Origin of the sequence: Pseudomonas sp. ADAK7 (assembly GCF_012935675.1) — a bacterium.
In the GTDB taxonomy this organism is placed as follows: Bacteria; Pseudomonadota; Gammaproteobacteria; order Pseudomonadales; family Pseudomonadaceae; genus Aquipseudomonas.
The window spans coordinates 527,071-546,420 of record NZ_CP052861.1; the positions used below are offsets into that span (position 1 = coordinate 527,071).

The 19,350-nt window shown below is 60.1% G+C and carries 8 protein-coding genes; 4 read left to right on the top strand and 4 right to left on the bottom strand.

The window, feature by feature from the left end:
* The first annotated feature begins 157 nt into the window (after positions 1-157).
* Both HKK53_RS02450 and HKK53_RS02455 read left to right on the top strand, forming a co-directional pair.
* The gene (locus HKK53_RS02450) at positions 158-5,023 is read left to right on the top strand and encodes an NEL-type E3 ubiquitin ligase domain-containing protein (protein WP_169369173.1); all 4,866 of its coding nucleotides are present in this window, start codon (positions 158-160) and stop codon (positions 5,021-5,023) included.
* A 44-nt stretch (positions 5,024-5,067) separates the two neighbouring features.
* On the top strand, positions 5,068-8,832 hold the full coding sequence (locus tag HKK53_RS02455; RefSeq protein ID WP_169369174.1) for a dermonecrotic toxin domain-containing protein: 3,765 nt from the start codon (positions 5,068-5,070) through the stop codon (positions 8,830-8,832).
* A 75-nt stretch (positions 8,833-8,907) separates the two neighbouring features.
* Here the strand turns inward: HKK53_RS02455 and HKK53_RS02460 are convergent, their stop codons facing one another.
* A complete protein-coding gene (locus HKK53_RS02460) occupies positions 8,908-9,402 on the bottom strand; it encodes a DUF934 domain-containing protein (protein WP_169369175.1) in 495 nt (164 codons plus the stop codon).
* Complete coding sequence (locus tag HKK53_RS02465) at positions 9,386-11,044, bottom strand: nitrite/sulfite reductase (RefSeq protein ID WP_169369176.1); 1,659 nt, start codon at positions 11,042-11,044, stop codon at positions 9,386-9,388. The genes HKK53_RS02460 and HKK53_RS02465 overlap by 17 nt, the downstream gene beginning before the upstream one ends.
* Positions 11,045-11,566: 522 nt before the next feature.
* On the opposite strand from HKK53_RS02465, the gene HKK53_RS02470 reads away from it, so the two are divergent.
* The gene (locus HKK53_RS02470) at positions 11,567-12,640 is read left to right on the top strand and encodes an ABC transporter substrate-binding protein (RefSeq protein WP_169369177.1); all 1,074 of its coding nucleotides are present in this window, start codon (positions 11,567-11,569) and stop codon (positions 12,638-12,640) included.
* 7 nt (positions 12,641-12,647) lie between these two features.
* Here the strand turns inward: HKK53_RS02470 and HKK53_RS02475 are convergent, their stop codons facing one another.
* The gene (locus HKK53_RS02475) at positions 12,648-12,866 is read right to left on the bottom strand and encodes a DUF2970 domain-containing protein (protein ID WP_133836263.1); all 219 of its coding nucleotides are present in this window, start codon (positions 12,864-12,866) and stop codon (positions 12,648-12,650) included.
* Between the two features lie 202 nt (positions 12,867-13,068).
* Positions 13,069-16,779: a methionine synthase gene (metH, locus tag HKK53_RS02480; RefSeq protein ID WP_169369178.1), complete on the bottom strand. Its 3,711-nt coding sequence runs from the start codon at positions 16,777-16,779 to the stop codon at positions 13,069-13,071.
* Between the two features lie 155 nt (positions 16,780-16,934).
* Here metH and HKK53_RS02485 point away from each other — a divergent pair, with 155 nt between their 5' ends.
* Complete coding sequence (locus tag HKK53_RS02485) at positions 16,935-19,232, top strand: fatty acid cis/trans isomerase (protein WP_169369179.1); 2,298 nt, start codon at positions 16,935-16,937, stop codon at positions 19,230-19,232.
* Positions 19,233-19,350: the final 118 nt, after the last annotated feature.

Consider the following 19,350-nt stretch of genomic DNA (forward strand, 5'->3'; position numbering starts at 1 on the left):
GGACGGCACAAGTAACAAAAGTGCAGGTGGTATCTATGTATTGTTTAAGTTTGAATTGTTGATTTGAAGATGGAAGTTCCTATCGGCTATTAGCGCTTTTATTTGGAAAGTCGGTCGATAGACTGGCTGTTCTTATCAGTCGCAAGGCTCGCTGAATATGTCTTCAACCGCAAATGATCAAACACCTCAGGCCATGACGCCGGAAGAACAAGGCGTCTTTTTCGAATTCTTCAAACGTAAACAGTTTCCTCAATGGCTGTTCACCGCCACGGCCGAAAGGCGCAAGGCGCTGCACGCCAGCCTGGTGGCCAGTCATCACTCCCGCGCCGATGCGGTCAAGGCCACGGCGGGCTTGAAAAGCCCGGAACAGTTCTGTACGCCGCTGCTGGCTAAAGCCATGTCCGATAAGTTGGGAGAGCCTCTGGATATAAGAGGCATTGTTTTTCAACATGTCCGCTCAACTTCAAGTTTGCTCGGGCTTCGAAAAAAACTCGTATTGCCCATCGATAGAGACTTGTTGGCCGCCGCCTGCGAAAACTTTGAAGCCAGTGAAACACTGGCTGCCAACTACCATGAACAATCCTTGATTTATCAACCGGAACGGGTCAGTGGAAGAGGCAATAAAGCCCTGGCGATCGAGCCCCATGAATTCGCAGAATTATGTCGTACGCTGGACTTGGGCAAGCAATATCAGACGCATCTCGACAGCGTGTTCGAACCGTATGCCGATAACGGTGAAGTTCGTAGAAAATGCGTGGTGCATTGGCGGCGTCGTCTTGATGTCGATCGGCAAATGGCGTTGATGAAGGGGCATATCGATGAACAGGTTTTTCAGATGCTCGGGCAGGTTCTGGAAAACATTCCGTCGATCAAACTCGGCAGTCATACCGTGGCTTGCAAGCGACTGGAGTTGATGGAGCATGCACTGCACGGCGCGGTATTGTTCGTGGCGGTCAGCGACGGGGCGTATGTCGACAACCCCTGCGTATTGTATCTGCCGGGGGATCCGGAGCAGCCGCTCAAGCAATACCCGAGCTACAGGCGAATGGAATTCGCTGTCAGCGAGCGACTTGGCACCGACACTTTCGGATCGTTTATCAGCGGGTCTATTACGCTGTCCGATCGGGTCGGTTTTAAAACCATGCTCAAGACACGTCTGTTGAGAGGTGGCGCGAATTGGCTACTCCCTGCCGCCACGGCCTACATTCCCGTCATGGCCTTCACGATCGCGGCCGATCCGTTTGCCGAACTCTACCGTCAGCGGGTGGTGCAGGTGATGGCGGACGCGCGGCAATTGGTGGTGCCCACCGATGACGAAGACGAGAAAACCCGTTTGGCCCGGCACGAAGCCTACAAGGAACTGGGCCTCGATCTGGCGGTGTTCGGTGCTTCGTTCATCCCGGTGGTGGGTGAAATATTGATGGCGCTGGCCGCGGGCCAATTGTTGCTCAGTGTCTATCACGGCGTCGAGAGCTGGGCCGCCGGGGAGCAGGAACAGGCCACCGACTACTTTTTCGATACGCTGGAGAACCTCATCGTCATGACGGCACTGGCCGCCGGTGTGGGGGCGGCGAAAATGACCTACCTGACCGTCAGGGGTTCGCGTTTTGTCGAACGCTTGAGACAGGTCCGACTGGCCAGTGACAACGAGCGGCTGTGGAAGCCGGACCTGCTGCCTTATCGCCAGAACATGACGCTGCCCGCCTGGTTGAAGGCCGATGAACGGGGGCTGCGCTGGTTCAACGATCAAGCGTATCTGGCTGTCGGCAAGGAGGTGTATGCCGTTCGCCCACAGCCGGATACTGGCTTGTGGGAAGTCATGGGGCCGACCATCCGAGAAGCTTACGCACCGCGACTGGAAACCAACGACGCCGGTGCCTGGCGCCACGATTCCGAATTGCCTCAGGAATGGGATCGACTGCGGCTATTTCGCCGAATGGGGTACCCGGAGCAGGACATTCCGGATGCCCGGGCCCTGCAAATCCTCTCGGTCAGCGCCATCGACGAGCGCATTTTACGTCGGGTACTGATCGACGGCATGAAACCACCGGCCGTATTGACCGACACTGTTCGACGCTTTGCGGTGGATGATCAGGTCATCCGTTTTATCGAGCAATTGAACAGCGCGACAACCTCCGCATTCGCCGATACGGATCTGCAGTTTCGTTTACTGATGACCCTGAAGAAATGGCCGAAACAGCTGCGCATCAAAGTGGTCGATGCCAAAGGGAGGGCCGTTGAGGCGTTCGCCCACGAAGACGCCACGACCACGGCAACCACCCTCACGCTGACTCAGGCGCAGGTTCAGAGTGGGCAATTCTACCCCGGCCTGCTGGCCGGCCTGAGCGCCACAGAACGGGCCAGCCTGCTGGACACGACCACCCTGGTGCCGGCTGAACAGATCGAGGCTCTGGTCAAGGTGCTGGCGGAACAGGCCGATCGCCAACGGATGACGCTGTTCACCTGGCTGTATCAGCGCGGCGTCTCCGCGCAGGGCAGTCGCTCAACGCCGTTGCGCCATCAATTCCCCGACCTGCCGCTCAGCGTGCTTGATGAGTTGGTCCATTATGCCGACACCGTCGAGTGGGATGAGTTGGATGCCGGGAAAGTACCGTTGCGTCTGGCCGAGGAAGCCCGGCGCTTCCAGCAGGTGGTGCGCATCGGCCGGGCCTACGAGGGGCTGTATCTGAGCGCTGCCGGCGGAATTGATACCGACCGGTTGGTATTCAATACCCTCAAGCATCTGCCCGGCTGGACGGGCGATATTTATCTGCGCTTGCTGGAGTGGTCGTTCTACACCGAGGACGTCGCCAGCCTGGGTTCGGAAAATGCCACGCAGAAATTGTTGATGAACGCCCACCCGGATCGCTACGACGTCCTCGACGAAAATTACGATACCCGCAGCTACCTTCCCGGACGGACCCGTGAACATTACTTCCAGGCGCTCTGGGAAGGCCTGACGCCCACGCGTCGCGCGGCGCTGGGCGTGGCGGCGGATGAGCGTGGCGTGGCATTGCGGGAAAAGATCACGGCGCTGGCGCTGGAACGCCGCGGGATGGCCGGTCAGGTCCTGGGCATCGCCTTCCGGCACGCCGGTTATGTCTCGCCCATGCGCCTGGCTGATCCCTTGTTCGGCGCGGCACCTGATGGGTTGCCTTCCGTGCCCCTGACGCCACCGGCCAAATCGTCGGCCTTGATCCATCGTGCCAAGGAGCTGTATCCCACCCATTCACCGGAACAGATTGATCTGTTCCTGACCGGTCTGGGCTCGGTCGAGGTACTGGCCGCCAGGAAGCTGGAGAGCCTCAGGCTCGAGTTTCTGACGATTCGGCAAGTGCTGCAAAACTGGATCATGCGCGACACCTGGTATCACGCACCGGATGGCGCGCGGCTCAAAGTGTCGGCACTCGCCAAAACCAGGGCGTCCCGGGAAATCATCCGTTGCTGGCGCAGGGAAACGCCCAGCAGGCTGAGCCTCGATGGTCAGCTGTATGAGCTGGTGTTGCCGCCCTTGCAAGTGGGAGAGCTGCCGCTCATTACCGGGGATTTCAGCCATGTCGGGACGCTGGTCATGGATCGCGTGGGCGCCAGCGCCGGGCTCAACAGCTTTCTGCATAACTTCAAACAGCTGCGAAAGTTGTCGCTGGTCGGCAATCAACTGACGCGGTTGGCCCAGGCCATCGGCAACATGCCCCTGCTTGAAACCCTCAACTTGAGTGAAAACCAGATTCGGCTGACCAGTGCTTCGGTCGATGAGCTGGCCGGGTTGACCCACCTCAAGACCCTCAATTTGAGCAATAACCCAACCTTGAACCTGGCGCCCAATGTCGCGCAAATGACCCAACTCAAACGCCTGGATTTACGCAGCACGGGCATCAATCAATGGCCGCCCGGCGCCACCGGATTGCCCCGATTGCAAGTCCTGGACCTGCGTTACAACCGCATCAGCCAGATCCCTGAAGATGTCTACGCCGCTTCCAATCGATTGAACAACGGGACGGACATTGCCGGTAATCCCCTGAGCCCCGAGACCGTCCAGCGGGTGGTCAATTATCAACTGACCACGGAAATCAGCCTCGGGCTGGCGGCCACCGGGCAGGCGCAGGCACTGGTCGAGGTCGTGGCGGACATGACCATGAGTTCCACGTGGCTGACCGGCGTGAGCGCTGAGGACGCGGTGCAGAAACGCTTGCTGTGGAGTGCGCTGCTGGCCTACCCGGAAGGCCGCCCCTTTTTTTCACTGTTGGCGCGGCTGCGCTATACCGCCGATTTCCGCATGGTCTACCGCTCGTTGAGCCAACGGGTGTGGGATGTGGTCTCGGCGGCGGCCGAAGACGATGTCCTGAGGCGAGCGCTGTTTCGCATGGCCGACACCGGCCGCATCAGTGTCGACGGCTATACCTTATTGTTCAGTGACCTGCACGTTCGGGTGCTGTGCTACCGGGCGCTGGCCGCCGCCCGGGGCGGGGTCGACACCGTGGAAGGTGAGTTGACTCGACTGTTGCGCGGGTTGTTCCGGCTACAGGCCGTCGAGAAGCTGGCCCTGAAAAACATTATTTCGCGCCGACGCACCGGGCCGGTCACGGATGAACAGGCGATGGAGATCAGCCTGGCGTATCGGATTGGCCTGGCCGAACGCTTGCAATTGCCTGCGCAGCCTCTGGAGATGAATTTCCGCCTGGGTGTCGAGGTCATCCCGCAGACCCTCGATTGGGTGTACAGCGAAGTGGTGAAGGCCGAGCACACCACGCAGTTGATTGACTGGGTCACGGACCAGGATTTCTGGACCGAATACCTGGAAAGCGCCCATCGCGAACAATTTGACGAAATGGTCATACGTGCGGCGGCGGCCTTTGCGCATCTGGATAGCCAGCAGAACTACACCCGTGAGCAGTTCACCCAAAGCATGAACGGTATCGTCACCAACTTTGCCAATGAGCGGGCGGTATTCTACCGGCGTTTAACATCACACGCCCTGCAAAGGCATCCCGGGCTTGCGCTACCGGTTACGCCGGGCGGCTGAGCGCGCACCGGTGATTGGAAAACTGAACAGTGCAAGGATTGCATATGAAGACATTTGAACAACCCGCGCCGATCGCAACCGACCGGCAGGGCATCGCCAGCCTGGCCCTCGACCACATATTGCCCATGACCCCGGCGCAATACGCGGCGAAGTTGATCGAGCAACGCTGGGGCATTGAGCCGGCGAAAGCATTGCTGGTAGATCTCAATTACGATTTTTATGGTTACCCGGCCATTGGGGATGTGCACCTGGGCAAGGTCCGAACTTCGCAAAGCCTGGTTCACGCATTGCTGAGGAACTACCAGACCGTGGGCGCCGGACGCTTCGGCGAAACCGCGTTCGGGCTGTACACCCCGCCCGCGACGGGGCCCATGGTGCGGATCGTCGACATTGACGAGTCGATCAACCCCGGTGGCGGCTTTCGTGACTATGAAGGCATATACCGTCAGACCGCCCCGCAGCGCTACGGCCCGGACACGCAACTGGCCCTGCAACCGGCCGAGTTCAAGCAGTGGGTCTGGAGGCTGGAGTTCAAGGACTTGTACCGCGCTTATGTGCGCGATGCCTGGCCCGAGGACACGGCACTGCTCGCCGCCGATGCCTATCCGTTGCGCACGGCCGTCAAGGCTGCGTTTGTGATGGCGGCCTGGTTACAACACCGGGAAAACAGCTTGAGTGCGGAAGGGCTCGCTCTGGCATTAGGCGCTGCGGGACTGAGCCGGCAACAGACATGGGACAGCTTGACGGTTGGACAGATGCAGGTTCGGGCCGCGATTGATTCATCCATCGAAGCGGCACGCTTGTCGATCTATCGTTACCTCAGCACCGATATCTGGAGCTTCAAAGACAAGGCATCCGGACGAATCGTGCTCTATGTTCCGGGTAATTCATCGCCGTTCCAGGAATTCTCGGATCCGTCGGCCCTGCATCAATGGGTGGTCGAAATCGCTCGCGCCCCGGCCCGGCGCCAAGCGTTGGCCGCGCATTTTGCCGAGGATGACCGCGAGGACGGCACCTTCCACGCCGGGGTGCTGACCGCGCTGGAGGGCATGGCCACCTACCCCCGGCGATACCGGCTGAAAAAGGGCCACGGTTTCTTCAACAACGATGGTTATTGGCCGGCGCATGACTACATTCACCTGGAGGCGCCGACCGAGGTCACTGACCCGTTCACGCACTGGGTGCAAGTGATGAAGCAAGCTGCCGAGGCGAGCGTCGACGATATCCGCGACGATGCCCAGGTCAATCGTGACAACCTCAGTGCCGTGGTCGAACCGGTGGTGCAATGGATCAATCGCTTTGCGCCCCTGGCCTTGTTCGTTCCCGGCGGCGAGAGCTTGCTGGCCCTCGCCGGGTTGATCGATGCCGGTTATGGCCTGGAGCAGGCCGTGGCGGGCAAGACGCCGGATGAGCGCTCTGCCGGGGTCACCCGTACGGTGTTCGGTTTGCTCAATGCGTTGCCGGTTGCTGGCGCGGCTATCAGGACTGAAGAATCTGGCGCTTCGGCCAGTGTCCACGTGCCGGAGGTGATCGAAGAACCGCTTACCGCGACGATCGAAGAATCTGCACCGTCGGTCGCGGCCGACCTGCGGCTGCACCTCCTGCGTGGCCTCGGCCCCGAGGTCGAGTCGTTGAGCGACGAAGCGTTGCGCCAGATTGGCCACGTCTGCGACATCGACAATGAACTGCTGCAACTGATGCAGGAAGGGCGCCGACCGCCGACGCCGATCCTGGCGGACACCATCGCCCGGTTTCGCATCGACCGGGAGGTGCAGAGTGTCGAGCAATTCCAGCAGCGTTATGCGGCGCTCCAACGTTCGGATCATGCCTGGGTCAAGCTGTTCCAGCAGCACTATCCCGGGCTGCCGAAAAACGCGATTGAACAGATACTCGACCGTGCCGGCGTGAACATCGGAACACCCCATACCCCGGCCGATGCCACGCGGGTATTAAGCCAGATGAGCAGCAAGGCCAGGCAGTACGCGTTGCATGTGCGCCTGACCCGTGCCTACGAAGGTCTTTACCTGCGGTCGGTCGCAAGTGCCGACAGCGACGTGCTGGCGCTGCATTCGCTGCAACGATTGCCGGGATGGTCGCTCCAGGCCCGGATCGAACTGCTCGACAGTGCTTCGGCGAAGGTCGTGGACAGCATCGGTCCGCAGGGCATGGGACCTGCCCGTCAACTGTTCAGGCAAGGCAGCTCACTGGATTTCCAGAACTCACTGCTCAATGCGCTTACGCCACCAGAACGCTCTGCATTGGGCCTGCACCCGGACAGCGCACTCCAGGACTTGCAGCTCAAGCTCCGTGAGTCGGCCTTGCCCCGCGCCGAATTCGAGTTGGGGCTACAGCGAATGGAGGCAGGCATGCCGTTCGACAGCCTCGGCTTGCGCGGCGGTGGTTTTCCGAACACGGCTCAAGGCGAAACGCTGTCGTTGGATATCGTGAAATTGCAGTTCAAGGAGCTTTATCCGGGCATGACCGCAGAAGAAGTGGAGGCCTGCATCAAGCGCTGGGGAACCAGCGTCCAGACCCGGCTGGCCAGCCTCAACTTTCAGTTGTACCAGTTGCGTAACGACCTGTCGGAATGGATTGAGCAAGTCGAAGACGATGCCGAGGATTTGGACATCGAGTTGCTGGAGCCGGAGGATGAGGAGGCCCAGGGCATGAGCCTCCACGAGCTTGAATACGAAAATGACACGCGCATCAGTGACGCCATGGCCTATGAACGTCAGTCCAGAGTGGAACTGGCCACTGAGCTGGAAGCGCTGTGGCAGCGGCGCAGCGAGCCGGACACTCACGTGTATGTCGAAGGCGAACTGGTCGGCTTTCGCCTGAACCTGGATTTCGATCAGTTGCACAGCCTGCCGCAACTGAGCGTCAAGCTGCAGGATGTCGTGGAGTTGTCGTTCGCGGATTTCGAGTTGACGCAACGTGAGAGCCTGACCGGGTTTCTGGAGAGTTTCCCCCATCTGCGCACGCTGGATCTGCAAGGCACCGACCTGCGTATTGCGCAGCCGCAGGGTGGCTGGAACACGCAGCCGCCCGAGGTCATCTACCGGTTGACGCAACTCACCCACCTTAACCTCAGGGGGACGGGATTGACGCTGACCGAGCAAACCGCCGGCAAGCTCGGCGAGCTGACCCGCCTTGAAGAACTCGACCTGAGTGAGAACCCGCTCGATGTGCCGCCCATGGTCCTGCAGATGCCGGCCTTGCGGCGGTTGAACCTGCGTTCCACCGAGATCACTGTCTGTCCGGTGGGTGTTCACGATCAGCCTTATCTGCAACGGTTGGATCTGCGTGACAACCTGATCACGCGGATTCCCGAGGCGGTCAGAAAACAGTCCGTGAGCCCGGATATTCTGTTGTTGGCGGGTAACCCGTTGAGTGATGTCGACACGTTGCATTGGGTGGTGGCCCATCGGCAACTACATGGATTTAACGTGTGGATGGGGCCACCGAGTCGCGATGTGCTCCGGCCGGACGCGTGGCTTGTGGGGTTTTCACCCCAGCAAACGGCGCTACAGGCGTCGCATTGGCAAAGCCTGGTAGTGAAGGAGGGCAGTGGGCGGTTTTTCGGGACGCTGGAGGTGATCCGGCGCACCGCCGATTTCCAGGTGGGCTACGCAGCGCTGCAACAACGGGTCTGGCGAATGGTGGAGGCAATGGACGCGTCACCGGCCCTGTGCGACCACATCTTCCTGGAGTCGCTGTGGTCGGCGATTGATGGGAATGACCCGCTTACGTCACTGGCAAAGCTGGAGGAACGCATCGCTGACTTTCAGGCTTCAAATACGACCCTTTAGCACCAGGTTTTACGCCAGGCGAAAAAAAACCTTGAGCCCCGGCACACAGGCCGGGGCTCAAGGTCTTTTCAACGATCAGCGGCGGCGGAACAGTGGCAGCGGCTCATCGGTGGCGGCCTGGTACGTCACCGAGAAGTCCTTGAGACCTTCAAGGGCTTCGTACGGGTCTTTATCGGCGCGAATGGCAAACGCGTCGAAACCGCAGCGGTGCAGGTAGAACAACTGGTCGCGCAGCACATCGCCAATCGCCCGCAGTTCGCCCTTGAAACCATAACGGTCGCGTAGCAGACGGGCGTTGGAGTAGTTGCGGCCATCGGTGAAGGCCGGGAAGTTCAGGGCGATGACCTGGAAGTTGTCCACGTCTTCACCGATTTCCTCGGCTTCTTCATCGGCGTCCAGCCACACACCCAGGCCGCCATCGCGGGCCTTGAGCATACGCCCGTGTTCGCGCCACAGCGCCAGCGGCACGATCAGGTCGTCGCAGTTGCTGATCTCGTCGATGTTGAAATCCTTGGGCAGCAAGTGCCAGGTTTCGTCGACGACTTCGTTGTTCTTAATGATTCGCTGCATAGACGCGCTCCTTGAAGAGGTCGATGCCAATACGCTGATAGGTGTCGATGAAGCGCTCATCTTCGTGACGTTGTTCGATGTACACGTTGATCAGCTTCTCGATCACATCAGGCATGGCTTCCTGGGCGAAGGACGGGCCGAGGATCTTGCCCAGGCTGGCGTCACGGCTGGCGCTGCCACCCAGGGAGACCTGGTAGAACTCTTCGCCTTTCTTGTCCACCCCGAGGATGCCGATGTGGCCGACGTGGTGATGACCGCAAGCGTTCATGCAACCGGAGATGTTCAGGTCCAGTTCGCCGATGTCGAACAGGTAGTCCAGGTTGTCGAAACGACGCTGGATCGATTCGGCAATCGGGATCGACTTGGCGTTGGCCAGGGAGCAGAAATCACCGCCCGGGCAGCAGATGATGTCGGTCAGCAAGCCGATGTTCGGCGTGGCGAAACCTTGCTCGCGCAATTCGCCCCACATCGCAAACAGTTGCGACTGTTCGACGTCGGCCAGAATGATGTTCTGCTCGTGGGAGGTGCGCAGTTGGCCGAAGCTGTAACGCTCGGCCAGGTCGGCCACGGCGTCGAGCTGCTTGTCGGTGATGTCACCCGGCGCAACGCCGGTCGGCTTCAGGGACAGGGTCACGGCCACATAGCCCGGCTTCTTGTGCGCCAGGGTGTTACGGGTACGCCAGCGGGCGAAACCCGGGTGTTCTTTGTCGAGGTCGGCCAGCGCCTGGGCCTGGTTGTCCAGAACCTTGTAGTCCGGATCAACGAAGTGCTTGGCGACGCGATGCACTTCGGCTTCGGTCAACGTGGTCTGGCCACCGCGAAGGTGTTCCATTTCCGCATCGACTTTTTGCGCGAAGACTTCAGGCGTCAGCGCTTTAACGAGGATCTTGATCCGCGCCTTGTACTTGTTGTCGCGACGGCCGTAGCGGTTGTAGACCCGCAAGATAGCGTCGAGGTAGCTCAACAGGTCCTGCCACGGCAGGAACTCATTGATGAACGCGCCAACCACCGGGGTACGGCCGAGGCCGCCACCGACCAGCACACGGAAACCCAACTCGCCTGCGGCGTTGTGCACCGGCTCCAGGCCGATGTCATGGACTTCGATGGCCGCACGGTCGGAGGTCGACCCGTTGATGGCGATCTTGAACTTGCGCGGCAAGTAGGCGAATTCCGGGTGGAACGTCGTCCACTGACGGACGATTTCGCACCATGGACGCGGGTCGATCAACTCATCGGCAGCGACACCGGCGAACTGGTCGGTGGTGACGTTGCGCAGGCAGTTGCCGCTGGTCTGGATCGCGTGCATCTGCACGGTGGCAAGTTCTGCCAGGATATCCGGAATGTCTTCCAGCGCCGGCCAGTTGAACTGCACGTTCTGCCGGGTACTGATGTGGGCATAGCCCTTGTCGAAGTCGCGGGCAATCTTGGCCATCATTCGCGTCTGGCGCGAAGTCAGTTGGCCGTAAGGCACCGCCACCCGCAACATCGGGGCGAAACGCTGGATATAAAGGCCATTTTGCAGGCGCAGGGGGCGGAATTCTTCTTCGCTCAGCTCGCCTGCCAGATAGCGTCGGGTCTGATCACGGAACTGCTTGACGCGGTCCTCGATGATCCGCTGATCGTACTCGTCGTATACGTACATATAAGTCCTGTTCTCAGGCTTGGGCCGGTCGGTTCCAGTTGCGTTTTTCGCTTGCTGAAGTCTCCGATACTGCCTCGGCAATTCTGCGCGCACGGCCGCGCACTCCCTACGGAGCCGGGGCAAGATACCAGTTTGCAGTTATGCGCAAAAGTGATGTTTGAGTATATGTAAAGAACCAAAACGCCTAACGAGAACCGTTATTGCTAAACCCACATTTGTGGTGCGGGCAATCGTCGTCTTTACTGTGGTCGAGTCTTTATGCAATCACCGATAAAACCGACAAGAGGCGATGCAATGAGCAACCCGACCAAAGCACGGAAAAGCGATAGCACGGTGGACGCTTGGGCCATTTTGTTCCTGATCATCCTGGTTGTAGGAACAGCAGTATTCTGGGTCAGTCACCAATAGCGACACCGTCCGGGCCCGGTTCCGACGGATTGTCGGACAAAACCGGAATAATCCCCGTTTTGCGGGCGTTCGCTGGCTATAATGCGCGGCGAATTTCCGGGGCTCGGACCATTAATGTTGAAGTTTCTGTTTGCTGTCTTGCTGACGCTTGGCTCGGTCCTCGGACCCGGTGCCCAGGCGGCGTCGGTGCTGTTTCTCAATCCCGGCAGCACCACGGAAGCGTTCTGGATCAGCTACTCGCAATTCATGCAGGCGGCGGCCAATGATTTGGGCATGGACTTGCAGATTCTCTATTCCCAACGCATGCCCGAGCTGACGATTGCCCAGGCCCGCACCGCGCTGCAAGGGCCTGATCGGCCGGACTATCTGGTATTCGCCAACGAACAATACGTCGCCCCGCAAATCCTGCGGCTCGCCCAGGGCAGCGGGGTGAAGCTGTTCATGGTCAATGCGTCCCTGACCGACAATCAACTGAGCCTGCTGGGTGACCGCCCGGATCGCCTGGGCAGCCTGGTGCCCAACGACGAGGAGGGCGGCTACCTGATGCTTCAGGAACTGATTCGCCAGCATCCGCCCGTGCAACCGGGCCAATCCATCGAGCTGCTGGCGTTTTCCGGGCTGAAAATCACCCCGTCGGCGCAACTGCGGGAAAAAGGCATGCTGCGGGCCCTGGCCGAGCACCCGGAAGTGCGCTTGCGGCAACTGGTCTACAGCGGCTGGACCCGTGAACGGGCCTACGAGCAAGCAAAACTGCTGTTGCGGCGTTACCCGAAGGTGACGCTGGTGTGGTCGGCCAATGATGAAATGGCGTTCGGTGCCATGCAGGCGTTTGCGGAGAACGGGGGCACGCCGGGCAAGGATGGGTGGTTCAGCGCCTTCAATACCTCTCCCGCCGCGCTGAAGGCTGTCGTTGACGGGCGCCTGAGCGTGTTGCTCGGCGGACATTTCACCCTGGGCGGTTGGGCAATGGTGGAACTGCACGATATCGATCAGGGCGTGGACCTGAATCAGTACGGTGGCCGTGACCGGCTGATTCCGTTGTTGCAGGTGATCGACAAGGCCCAGGCCAAGCGGTTGCTGGCCATGGGTGATGCGCCGGATTTCGGGGTGAACTTCCGCCAGCTGTCGGCCAAGGGGCGGCCGACCTCCTATCGCTATCCGTTCAGCCTGCAAACGTTAATGCACTGAATCCGCTTCAAACCCCTGCCAGCAGCAAGATCAGTTTCACGATGCCGAACAGCGACAGCGCAAAAATCGCCGTGAACAAAACCCCGAGAATCACGAAGTGACTCGGCTTGCCATGAGTAAAGTCCCGGGCGCGGTTCTTCCCGCTCTGCACCCCGAACGCTGCGGCTACCACGCTGTGTAGCATCTGCCACAGGGTCGGTGGCTTGTTGTCGACTGGATCGTCCATAAATCCCTCGTCATGTTTGTGTGTCAGGCAAGCATAGACAATCAACGCGAATCCTGTAGGAGCGAGGCTTGTCCGCGAAGGCGGTTGATCGTTCCCACGCTCTGCGTGGGAATGCAGCCCGGGACGCTCCGCGTCCCAAAAGCGGACGCGGAGCGTCCATTGAGGCATTCCCACGCAGAGCATGGGAACGATCATGTGAGGCTTAGTTGTCGTAACCCAGGTTCGGCGCCAACCAGCGCTCGGTCACGCTCAATTCCTGGCCTTTGCGCGACGTATAGCTCTGCACCTGATCCTTGTCGATCTTGCCCACGGCGAAGTACTGCGCCTGCGGATGCGCGAAGTACCAGCCGCTGACTGCCGCCGCCGGGAACATCGCGTAGTGTTCAGTGAGGAACACGCCGCTGCGGCCCGCATGCATTTCGCTGGCTTCAGGGTCGAGCAGCGCAAACAGCGTGCCTTTCTCGGTGTGATCCGGGCAGGCCGGGTAGCCGGGGGCAGGGCGGATGCCGGTGTATTGCTCTTTGATCAGCGCCTCGTTATCCAGCGTCTCGTCCTTGGCGTAACCCCAGTGCTCTTTACGCACTTGTTGGTGCAGCCACTCGGCGCAAGCCTCGGCCAGACGGTCGGCCAGGGCCTTGACCATGATCGAGTTGTAATCGTCGCCCGCGTCCTGATACGCCTTGGCCACTTCCTCAGCGCCGATCCCGGCGGTGGTGATGAAGCCACCCACGTAGTCAGTGATTTCGCTGTCCTTCGGCGCAACGAAGTCGGCCAGGGAAAAGTTCGGCTTGCCGTCGGTCTTGATGATTTGCTGGCGCAAGTGATGCAGCTTGGCAATCGGCTTGCCGTCATCGCCGTAGACTTCGATGTCATCCTCGCGCACCTGGTTGGCCGGCCAGAAGCCGAACACCGCACGGGCGCTGATCAGTTTCTCGTCGATCAGTTTGGCGAGCATTTCCTTGGCATCGGCGTACAGCGAGGTAGCGGCTTCACCGACCACTTCGTCTTCGAGGATGCGCGGGAATTTGCCGGCCAGGTCCCAGGAGATAAAGAACGGCGTCCAGTCGATGTATTCGGCCAGCACCTTCAAATCGATGTTGTCCAGCACGCGGGAACCGGTGAACGTCGGTTTGACCGGCTCGTAAGTGCTCCAGTCAAACTGCGGCTTCTTGGCGATGGACGCCGGGTAGCTCAGGCGCTCGGTGCGCGCACTGCGGTTGGCGGTGCGCTCGCGGACTTCGATGTATTCCAGGCGGGTCTTCTCGATGAAGGCCGGCTTCAATTCCTTGGACAGCAACTGCGTGGCCACGCCCACGGCGCGGGAGGCGTCGGTGACGTAGATCACCGCATCGTTGCTGTACTTCGGCTCGATCTTCACCGCCGTGTGTGCTTTCGAGGTGGTCGCGCCACCGATCATCAGCGGCAAGTGGAAATCCTGGCGCTGCATCTCGCGGGCGACGTGGACCATTTCATCCAGCGACGGCGTGATCAGGCCAGACAGGCCGATGATGTCGCACTTCTGCTCCTTCGCCACTTGCAGGATCTTCTCCGCCGGGACCATCACACCGAGGTCGACGATGTCGTAGCCGTTACAGCCCAGCACCACGCCGACGATGTTCTTGCCGATGTCGTGCACGTCGCCCTTGACCGTGGCCATCAGAATCTTGCCCTTGGCTTCCGGCTTGTCGCCTTTTTCCAGTTCGATGAACGGGATCAAGTGGGCCACGGCCTGCTTCATCACCCGGGCGGATTTCACCACTTGCGGCAGGAACATTTTGCCGGCGCCGAACAGGTCACCGACGATGTTCATGCCGGACATCAGCGGGCCTTCGATCACTTCGATCGGCCGGGTGAACGACAGCCGTGATTCTTCAGTGTCTTCAACAATGTGGGTGGTGATGCCCTTGACCAGCGCATGCTCCAGGCGCTTGTTCACCGGCCAGCCGCGCCACTCTTCGGTCTCGGCTTCCTTGACGCTGCCGTCGCCCTTGTACTTGTCGGCGAGGGCGAGCAGGGCGTCGGTGCCTTCCGGGGTGCGGTTGAGCACCACGTCTTCCACGGCGTCACGCAGCTCGGCCGGGATCTGGTCGTAGATCTCCAGCTGACCGGCGTTGACGATGCCCATGGTCAGGCCATTACGGATCGCATACAGCAGGAACACCGAGTGAATCGCCTCACGCACCGGGTTGTTGCCACGGAACGAGAACGATACGTTGGACACGCCGCCGGAAGTCAGCGCATACGGCAGCTCATCGCGGATGTAGGCACAGGCATTGATGAAATCGACGGCGTAGTTGTTGTGCTCTTCGATGCCGGTGGCGATGGCGAAGATGTTCGGGTCGAAGATGATGTCTTCCGGCGGGAAGCCGACTTCGTTGACCAGAATGTCGTAGGAGCGTTTGCAGATTTCTTTCTTGCGCTTTTCGGTGTCGGCCTGCCCGGCTTCGTCAAACGCCATGACCACAACCGCAGCGCCGTAGCGCTTGCACAGTTTGGCGTGATGAATGAACTGCTCGACGCCTTCCTTCATGCTGATCGAGTTGACGATGCCCTTGCCCTGAATGCACTTGAGGCCGGCTTCGATCACTTCCCACTTGGAGGAGTCGATCATGATCGGGACGCGGGAGATGTCCGGCTCACCGGCAATCAGATTGAGGAAGGTCACCATGGCCTTCTTCGAATCGAGCATCCCTTCGTCCATGTTGATATCGATCACCTGGGCGCCGGCTTCGACCTGTTGCAGGGCGACTTCCAGGGCTTCGGTGTAGTTGTCTTCACGGATCAGACGGGCGAACTTGGCAGAACCCGTGATGTTGGTCCGCTCGCCGACGTTGATGAACAACGAGTTACGGTCGATGGTGAACGGTTCCAGGCCCGACAGGCGGCAGGCCTTCGGGATCTCCGGAATCACTCGCGGTGCGTAACCGGCCACGGCTTTGGCGATGGCTTCGATGTGGCCCGGCGTGGTGCCGCAGCAACCGCCGACGATGTTGAGGAAGCCGCTTTGGGCGAATTCTTCGATGACCTTGGCGGTTTGCGCCGGCAATTCGTCGTACTCGCCGAATTCGTTCGGCAGGCCGGCGTTCGGGTGCGCCGAGACGTGGGTGTCGGCCTTGTTCGACAACTCTTCCAGGTACGGCCGCAACTCGCTGGCGCCGAGGGCGCAGTTCAAGCCGACCGAGATCGGCTTGGCGTGGGCCACGGAGTTCCAGAACGCTTCAGTGGTCTGGCCCGACAGGGTACGGCCGGAGGCGTCGGTGATGGTGCCGGAGATCATGATCGGCAACTCGATGCCCAACTCTTCGAACACGCCTTGCACGGCGAAGATCGCGGCTTTGGCGTTCAAGGTGTCGAAGATGGTTTCGATCAGGATCAGGTCGGCGCCGCCTTCGATCAGGCCTTTGGTGGCCTCGGTGTAGTTTTCCACCAGTTCATCGAAGGTCACGTTGCGGTAGCCGGGGTTGTTCACGTCTGGCGACAGCGAGCAGGTGCGGCTGGTCGGCCCGATCACGCCGGCGACAAAACGCGGCTTTTCCGGGGTTTCCAGGGTCTTGGCGTCAGCGACCTTGCGGGCCAGGCGCGCGCCTTCTACGTTTAACTCGTACGCCAGGCCTTGCATGCCGTAGTCAGCCAGGGACACCTGGGTGGCGTTGAAGGTGTTGGTTTCGAGAATGTCGGCGCCGGCATCCAGGTAGGCTTTTTCAATCGAACCGATCACGTCCGGGCGCGTCAGCACCAACAGGTCGTTGTTGCCCTTTACATCGCTCGGCCAGTCGGCGAAGCGTTTGCCACGGTAATCCTGCTCTTCGAGCTTGTAGCTCTGGATCATCGTGCCCATGCCGCCGTCGAGAATCAGGATGCGCTCTTTGAGGGCGTGCTTGAGAGCTTGAAGGCGAACACTGCGATCGGACATTTGGACTACTCGGAAAGACCATGACGAAGGGCCGGGATAATAGCAAACCTGTGCGCTTTTAGAGCATGTGAAGGTTTTGCATGAATATCGCTCATGTTGGTGGCAGGTCCGGACCGGTAGAATCGCGGCGTTTTTTCATGATCGGGACCAGGGATATGTCGTATCGCGTCGTCGTCAGCCTTTTAGTGCTGCTTTCAAGCTGGGGCGCCGCCGGGCAAAGTCCCGAAATCTCCTATACCCGTGACATTCAGCCGATCTTCACCGAAAAGTGTGTGGCCTGCCATGCCTGCTACGACTCCGCCTGTCAGCTCAACCTGGGCAGTGGCGAAGGGGCGGCTCGTGGCGCGACCAAAGTCCCGGTCTACGATGGCGAACGCAGCGTCGCCGCCGCACCGACCCGGCTGTTTTATGACGCCTTCGGCAAACTCGCCTGGCAGCACAAGGACTTCTATTCGGTGCTCGACGCCCAGGGCAGCCAGGCGGCGCTGATGGCGCGGATGCTGGAACTCGGCCACAAAACCCCGCTGACGCCTAACGCCAAGCTGCCGGAAGACATCGTGCTGGGCCTGAACCGGGAAAACATGTGCGCAATGCCGGCGGAATTCGACGGTTATGCCGGCGCCCATCCGAAAGAAGGCATGCCGCTGGCGGTGACCGGCTTGACCGATCAGCAATACCAGACCTTGCAACGCTGGCTCGCGTCCGGCGCACCGATTGACGAACAAGGTTTGATGCCTTCTGCGCAGGAAGCGTTGCAGGTGGTGCAGTGGGAAAACCTGCTCAACGCGCCGGGTTCTCGTGGCAGCCTGGTAGGGCGCTGGCTGTTCGAGCATTGGTTCCTGGCGCACATTTACTTCAAGGATGGCGAGCCGGGGCATTTCTTTCAGTGGGTGCGTTCGCGCACGCCGACTGGTCAGCCGATCGACCTGATCAATACTCGCCGTCCGAACGACGATCCAGGCACCCAGGTTTATTACCGGTTGTGGCCGGTGCAAGGGGTGATCGTGCAAAAAACGCACATCACCTATCCGCTGAGCGCGGCGAAGCTGTCCCGGGTCAAGAGCCTGTTCTTCAGCGGCAACTGGCAGGTCAACGCCTTGCCGGGTTACGGCCCCGAGCGTCGGGCCAATCCGTTCACCACGTTCGAGGCGATCCCGGCCCAGGCGCGCTATCAGTTCATGCTCGATAACGCCGAATACTTCGTCCGCACCTTTATTCGCGGCCCGGTGTGCCGGGGCCAGATTGCCACCGACGTGATCCGCGATCACTTTTGGGCGTTGTTCCAGGCGCCGGAGCACGACCTCTACATCACCGACCCGAACTACCGTGGCCAGGCCACGCCACTGTTGGCGATGCCAGGGCAGAACGACGATGTCGGCAGCGTCCTGAGCCTGTGGCACGACTACCGCGACAAGCGTAACGAGTACGAAGCCTTGCGCCGGGACAGCTACGCCGACGCGCCGGCCCCGAGTTGGTCGACGTTGTGGGCCGGGAATGACAACGCTTTGTTGAGCATTTTTCGGCACTTCGACAGCGCCTCGGTGAATAAAGGGCTGATCGGTGACGTGCCACAAACCATTTGGCTGTTCGATTACCCGCTGCTGGAACGTACGTATTACCAGTTGGCGGTCAACTTTGATGTGTTCGGCAACGTCTCCCACCAGGCCCAGACACGCCTGTACTTCGACCTGATCCGTAACGGCGCCGAGCAGAATTTCCTGCGCCTGATGCCGGCCGATTCCCGGGACGACTACCTCGATGATTGGTACCAGAGCGGTGGCAAGTTCAAGATGTGGCTGGATTACGAGGCCATCGACAACGACAAGCCGACCGCGCTGAAACTCGATGAAAAAGACCCGAAACGCGATTTTGCCATGCAGTTGCTGGGCCGTTACGGCGAGCTCAATGCCAAGCCCGATCCGATCAACCGCTGCGATGGCGCGTATTGCTCGCGGCCGAACATCGACCCGGCATTGCAGAACGCCGAACAGGCCCTGAGTCGTCTGACGTCGCGTCCGGCGGCGGGGTTGAAGGTGATCGATCAGTTGCCGGAAGCGACCATGCTGCGCATCGAAACCGCGAGCGGCAAACGCGAGATCTACAGCCTGTTGCGCAACCGTGCCCACAGCAACGTGGCGTTCCTGCTCGGCGAGTCCCTGCGTTATCAGCCAGGGCTCGACACCTTGACCATTTACCCGGGCGTGCTCAGCAGCTACCCGAACTTCATGTTCAATATCCCGGCCGAGCAAGTGCCGGCGTTTGTCGACGCGATGGAAAACGCCAAGGACGCCCATCGTTTCGAGAAAATTGTCGAGCGCTGGGGGATTCGGCGCAGTCATCCGCAGTTCTGGTTTTACTTCCACGACTTGAGCACCTACGTCCACGAAACCGACCCGGTGGAAGAGGGCGTGCTGGATATGACCTTTGAAGATCGCCAGGTGTCCCACCTGTAATGCACCGCCAATCCCGTGTAGGAGCGAAGCTTGCTCGCGAAAGCGGTCTGACAGTCGACATCAATGTTGAATGTGCCGGCCTCTTCGCGAGCAAGCTTCGCTCCTACAGGGATACGAG

What these genes read in the sequence shown, in the direction of transcription:
- HKK53_RS02450 (WP_169369173.1), top strand. Translation starts at nt 158, where the DNA reads ATGTCTTCAACCGCAAATGATCAAACACCTCAGGCCATGACGCCGGAA.
- HKK53_RS02455 (WP_169369174.1), top strand. Translation starts at nt 5,068, where the DNA reads ATGAAGACATTTGAACAACCCGCGCCGATCGCAACCGACCGGCAGGGC.
- HKK53_RS02460 (WP_169369175.1), bottom strand. Translation starts at nt 9,402, where the DNA reads ATGCAGCGAATCATTAAGAACAACGAAGTCGTCGACGAAACCTGGCAC.
- HKK53_RS02465 (WP_169369176.1), bottom strand. Translation starts at nt 11,044, where the DNA reads ATGTACGTATACGACGAGTACGATCAGCGGATCATCGAGGACCGCGTC.
- HKK53_RS02470 (WP_169369177.1), top strand. Translation starts at nt 11,567, where the DNA reads ATGTTGAAGTTTCTGTTTGCTGTCTTGCTGACGCTTGGCTCGGTCCTC.
- HKK53_RS02475 (WP_133836263.1), bottom strand. Translation starts at nt 12,866, where the DNA reads ATGGACGATCCAGTCGACAACAAGCCACCGACCCTGTGGCAGATGCTA.
- metH (WP_169369178.1), bottom strand. Translation starts at nt 16,779, where the DNA reads ATGTCCGATCGCAGTGTTCGCCTTCAAGCTCTCAAGCACGCCCTCAAA.
- HKK53_RS02485 (WP_169369179.1), top strand. Translation starts at nt 16,935, where the DNA reads ATGTCGTATCGCGTCGTCGTCAGCCTTTTAGTGCTGCTTTCAAGCTGG.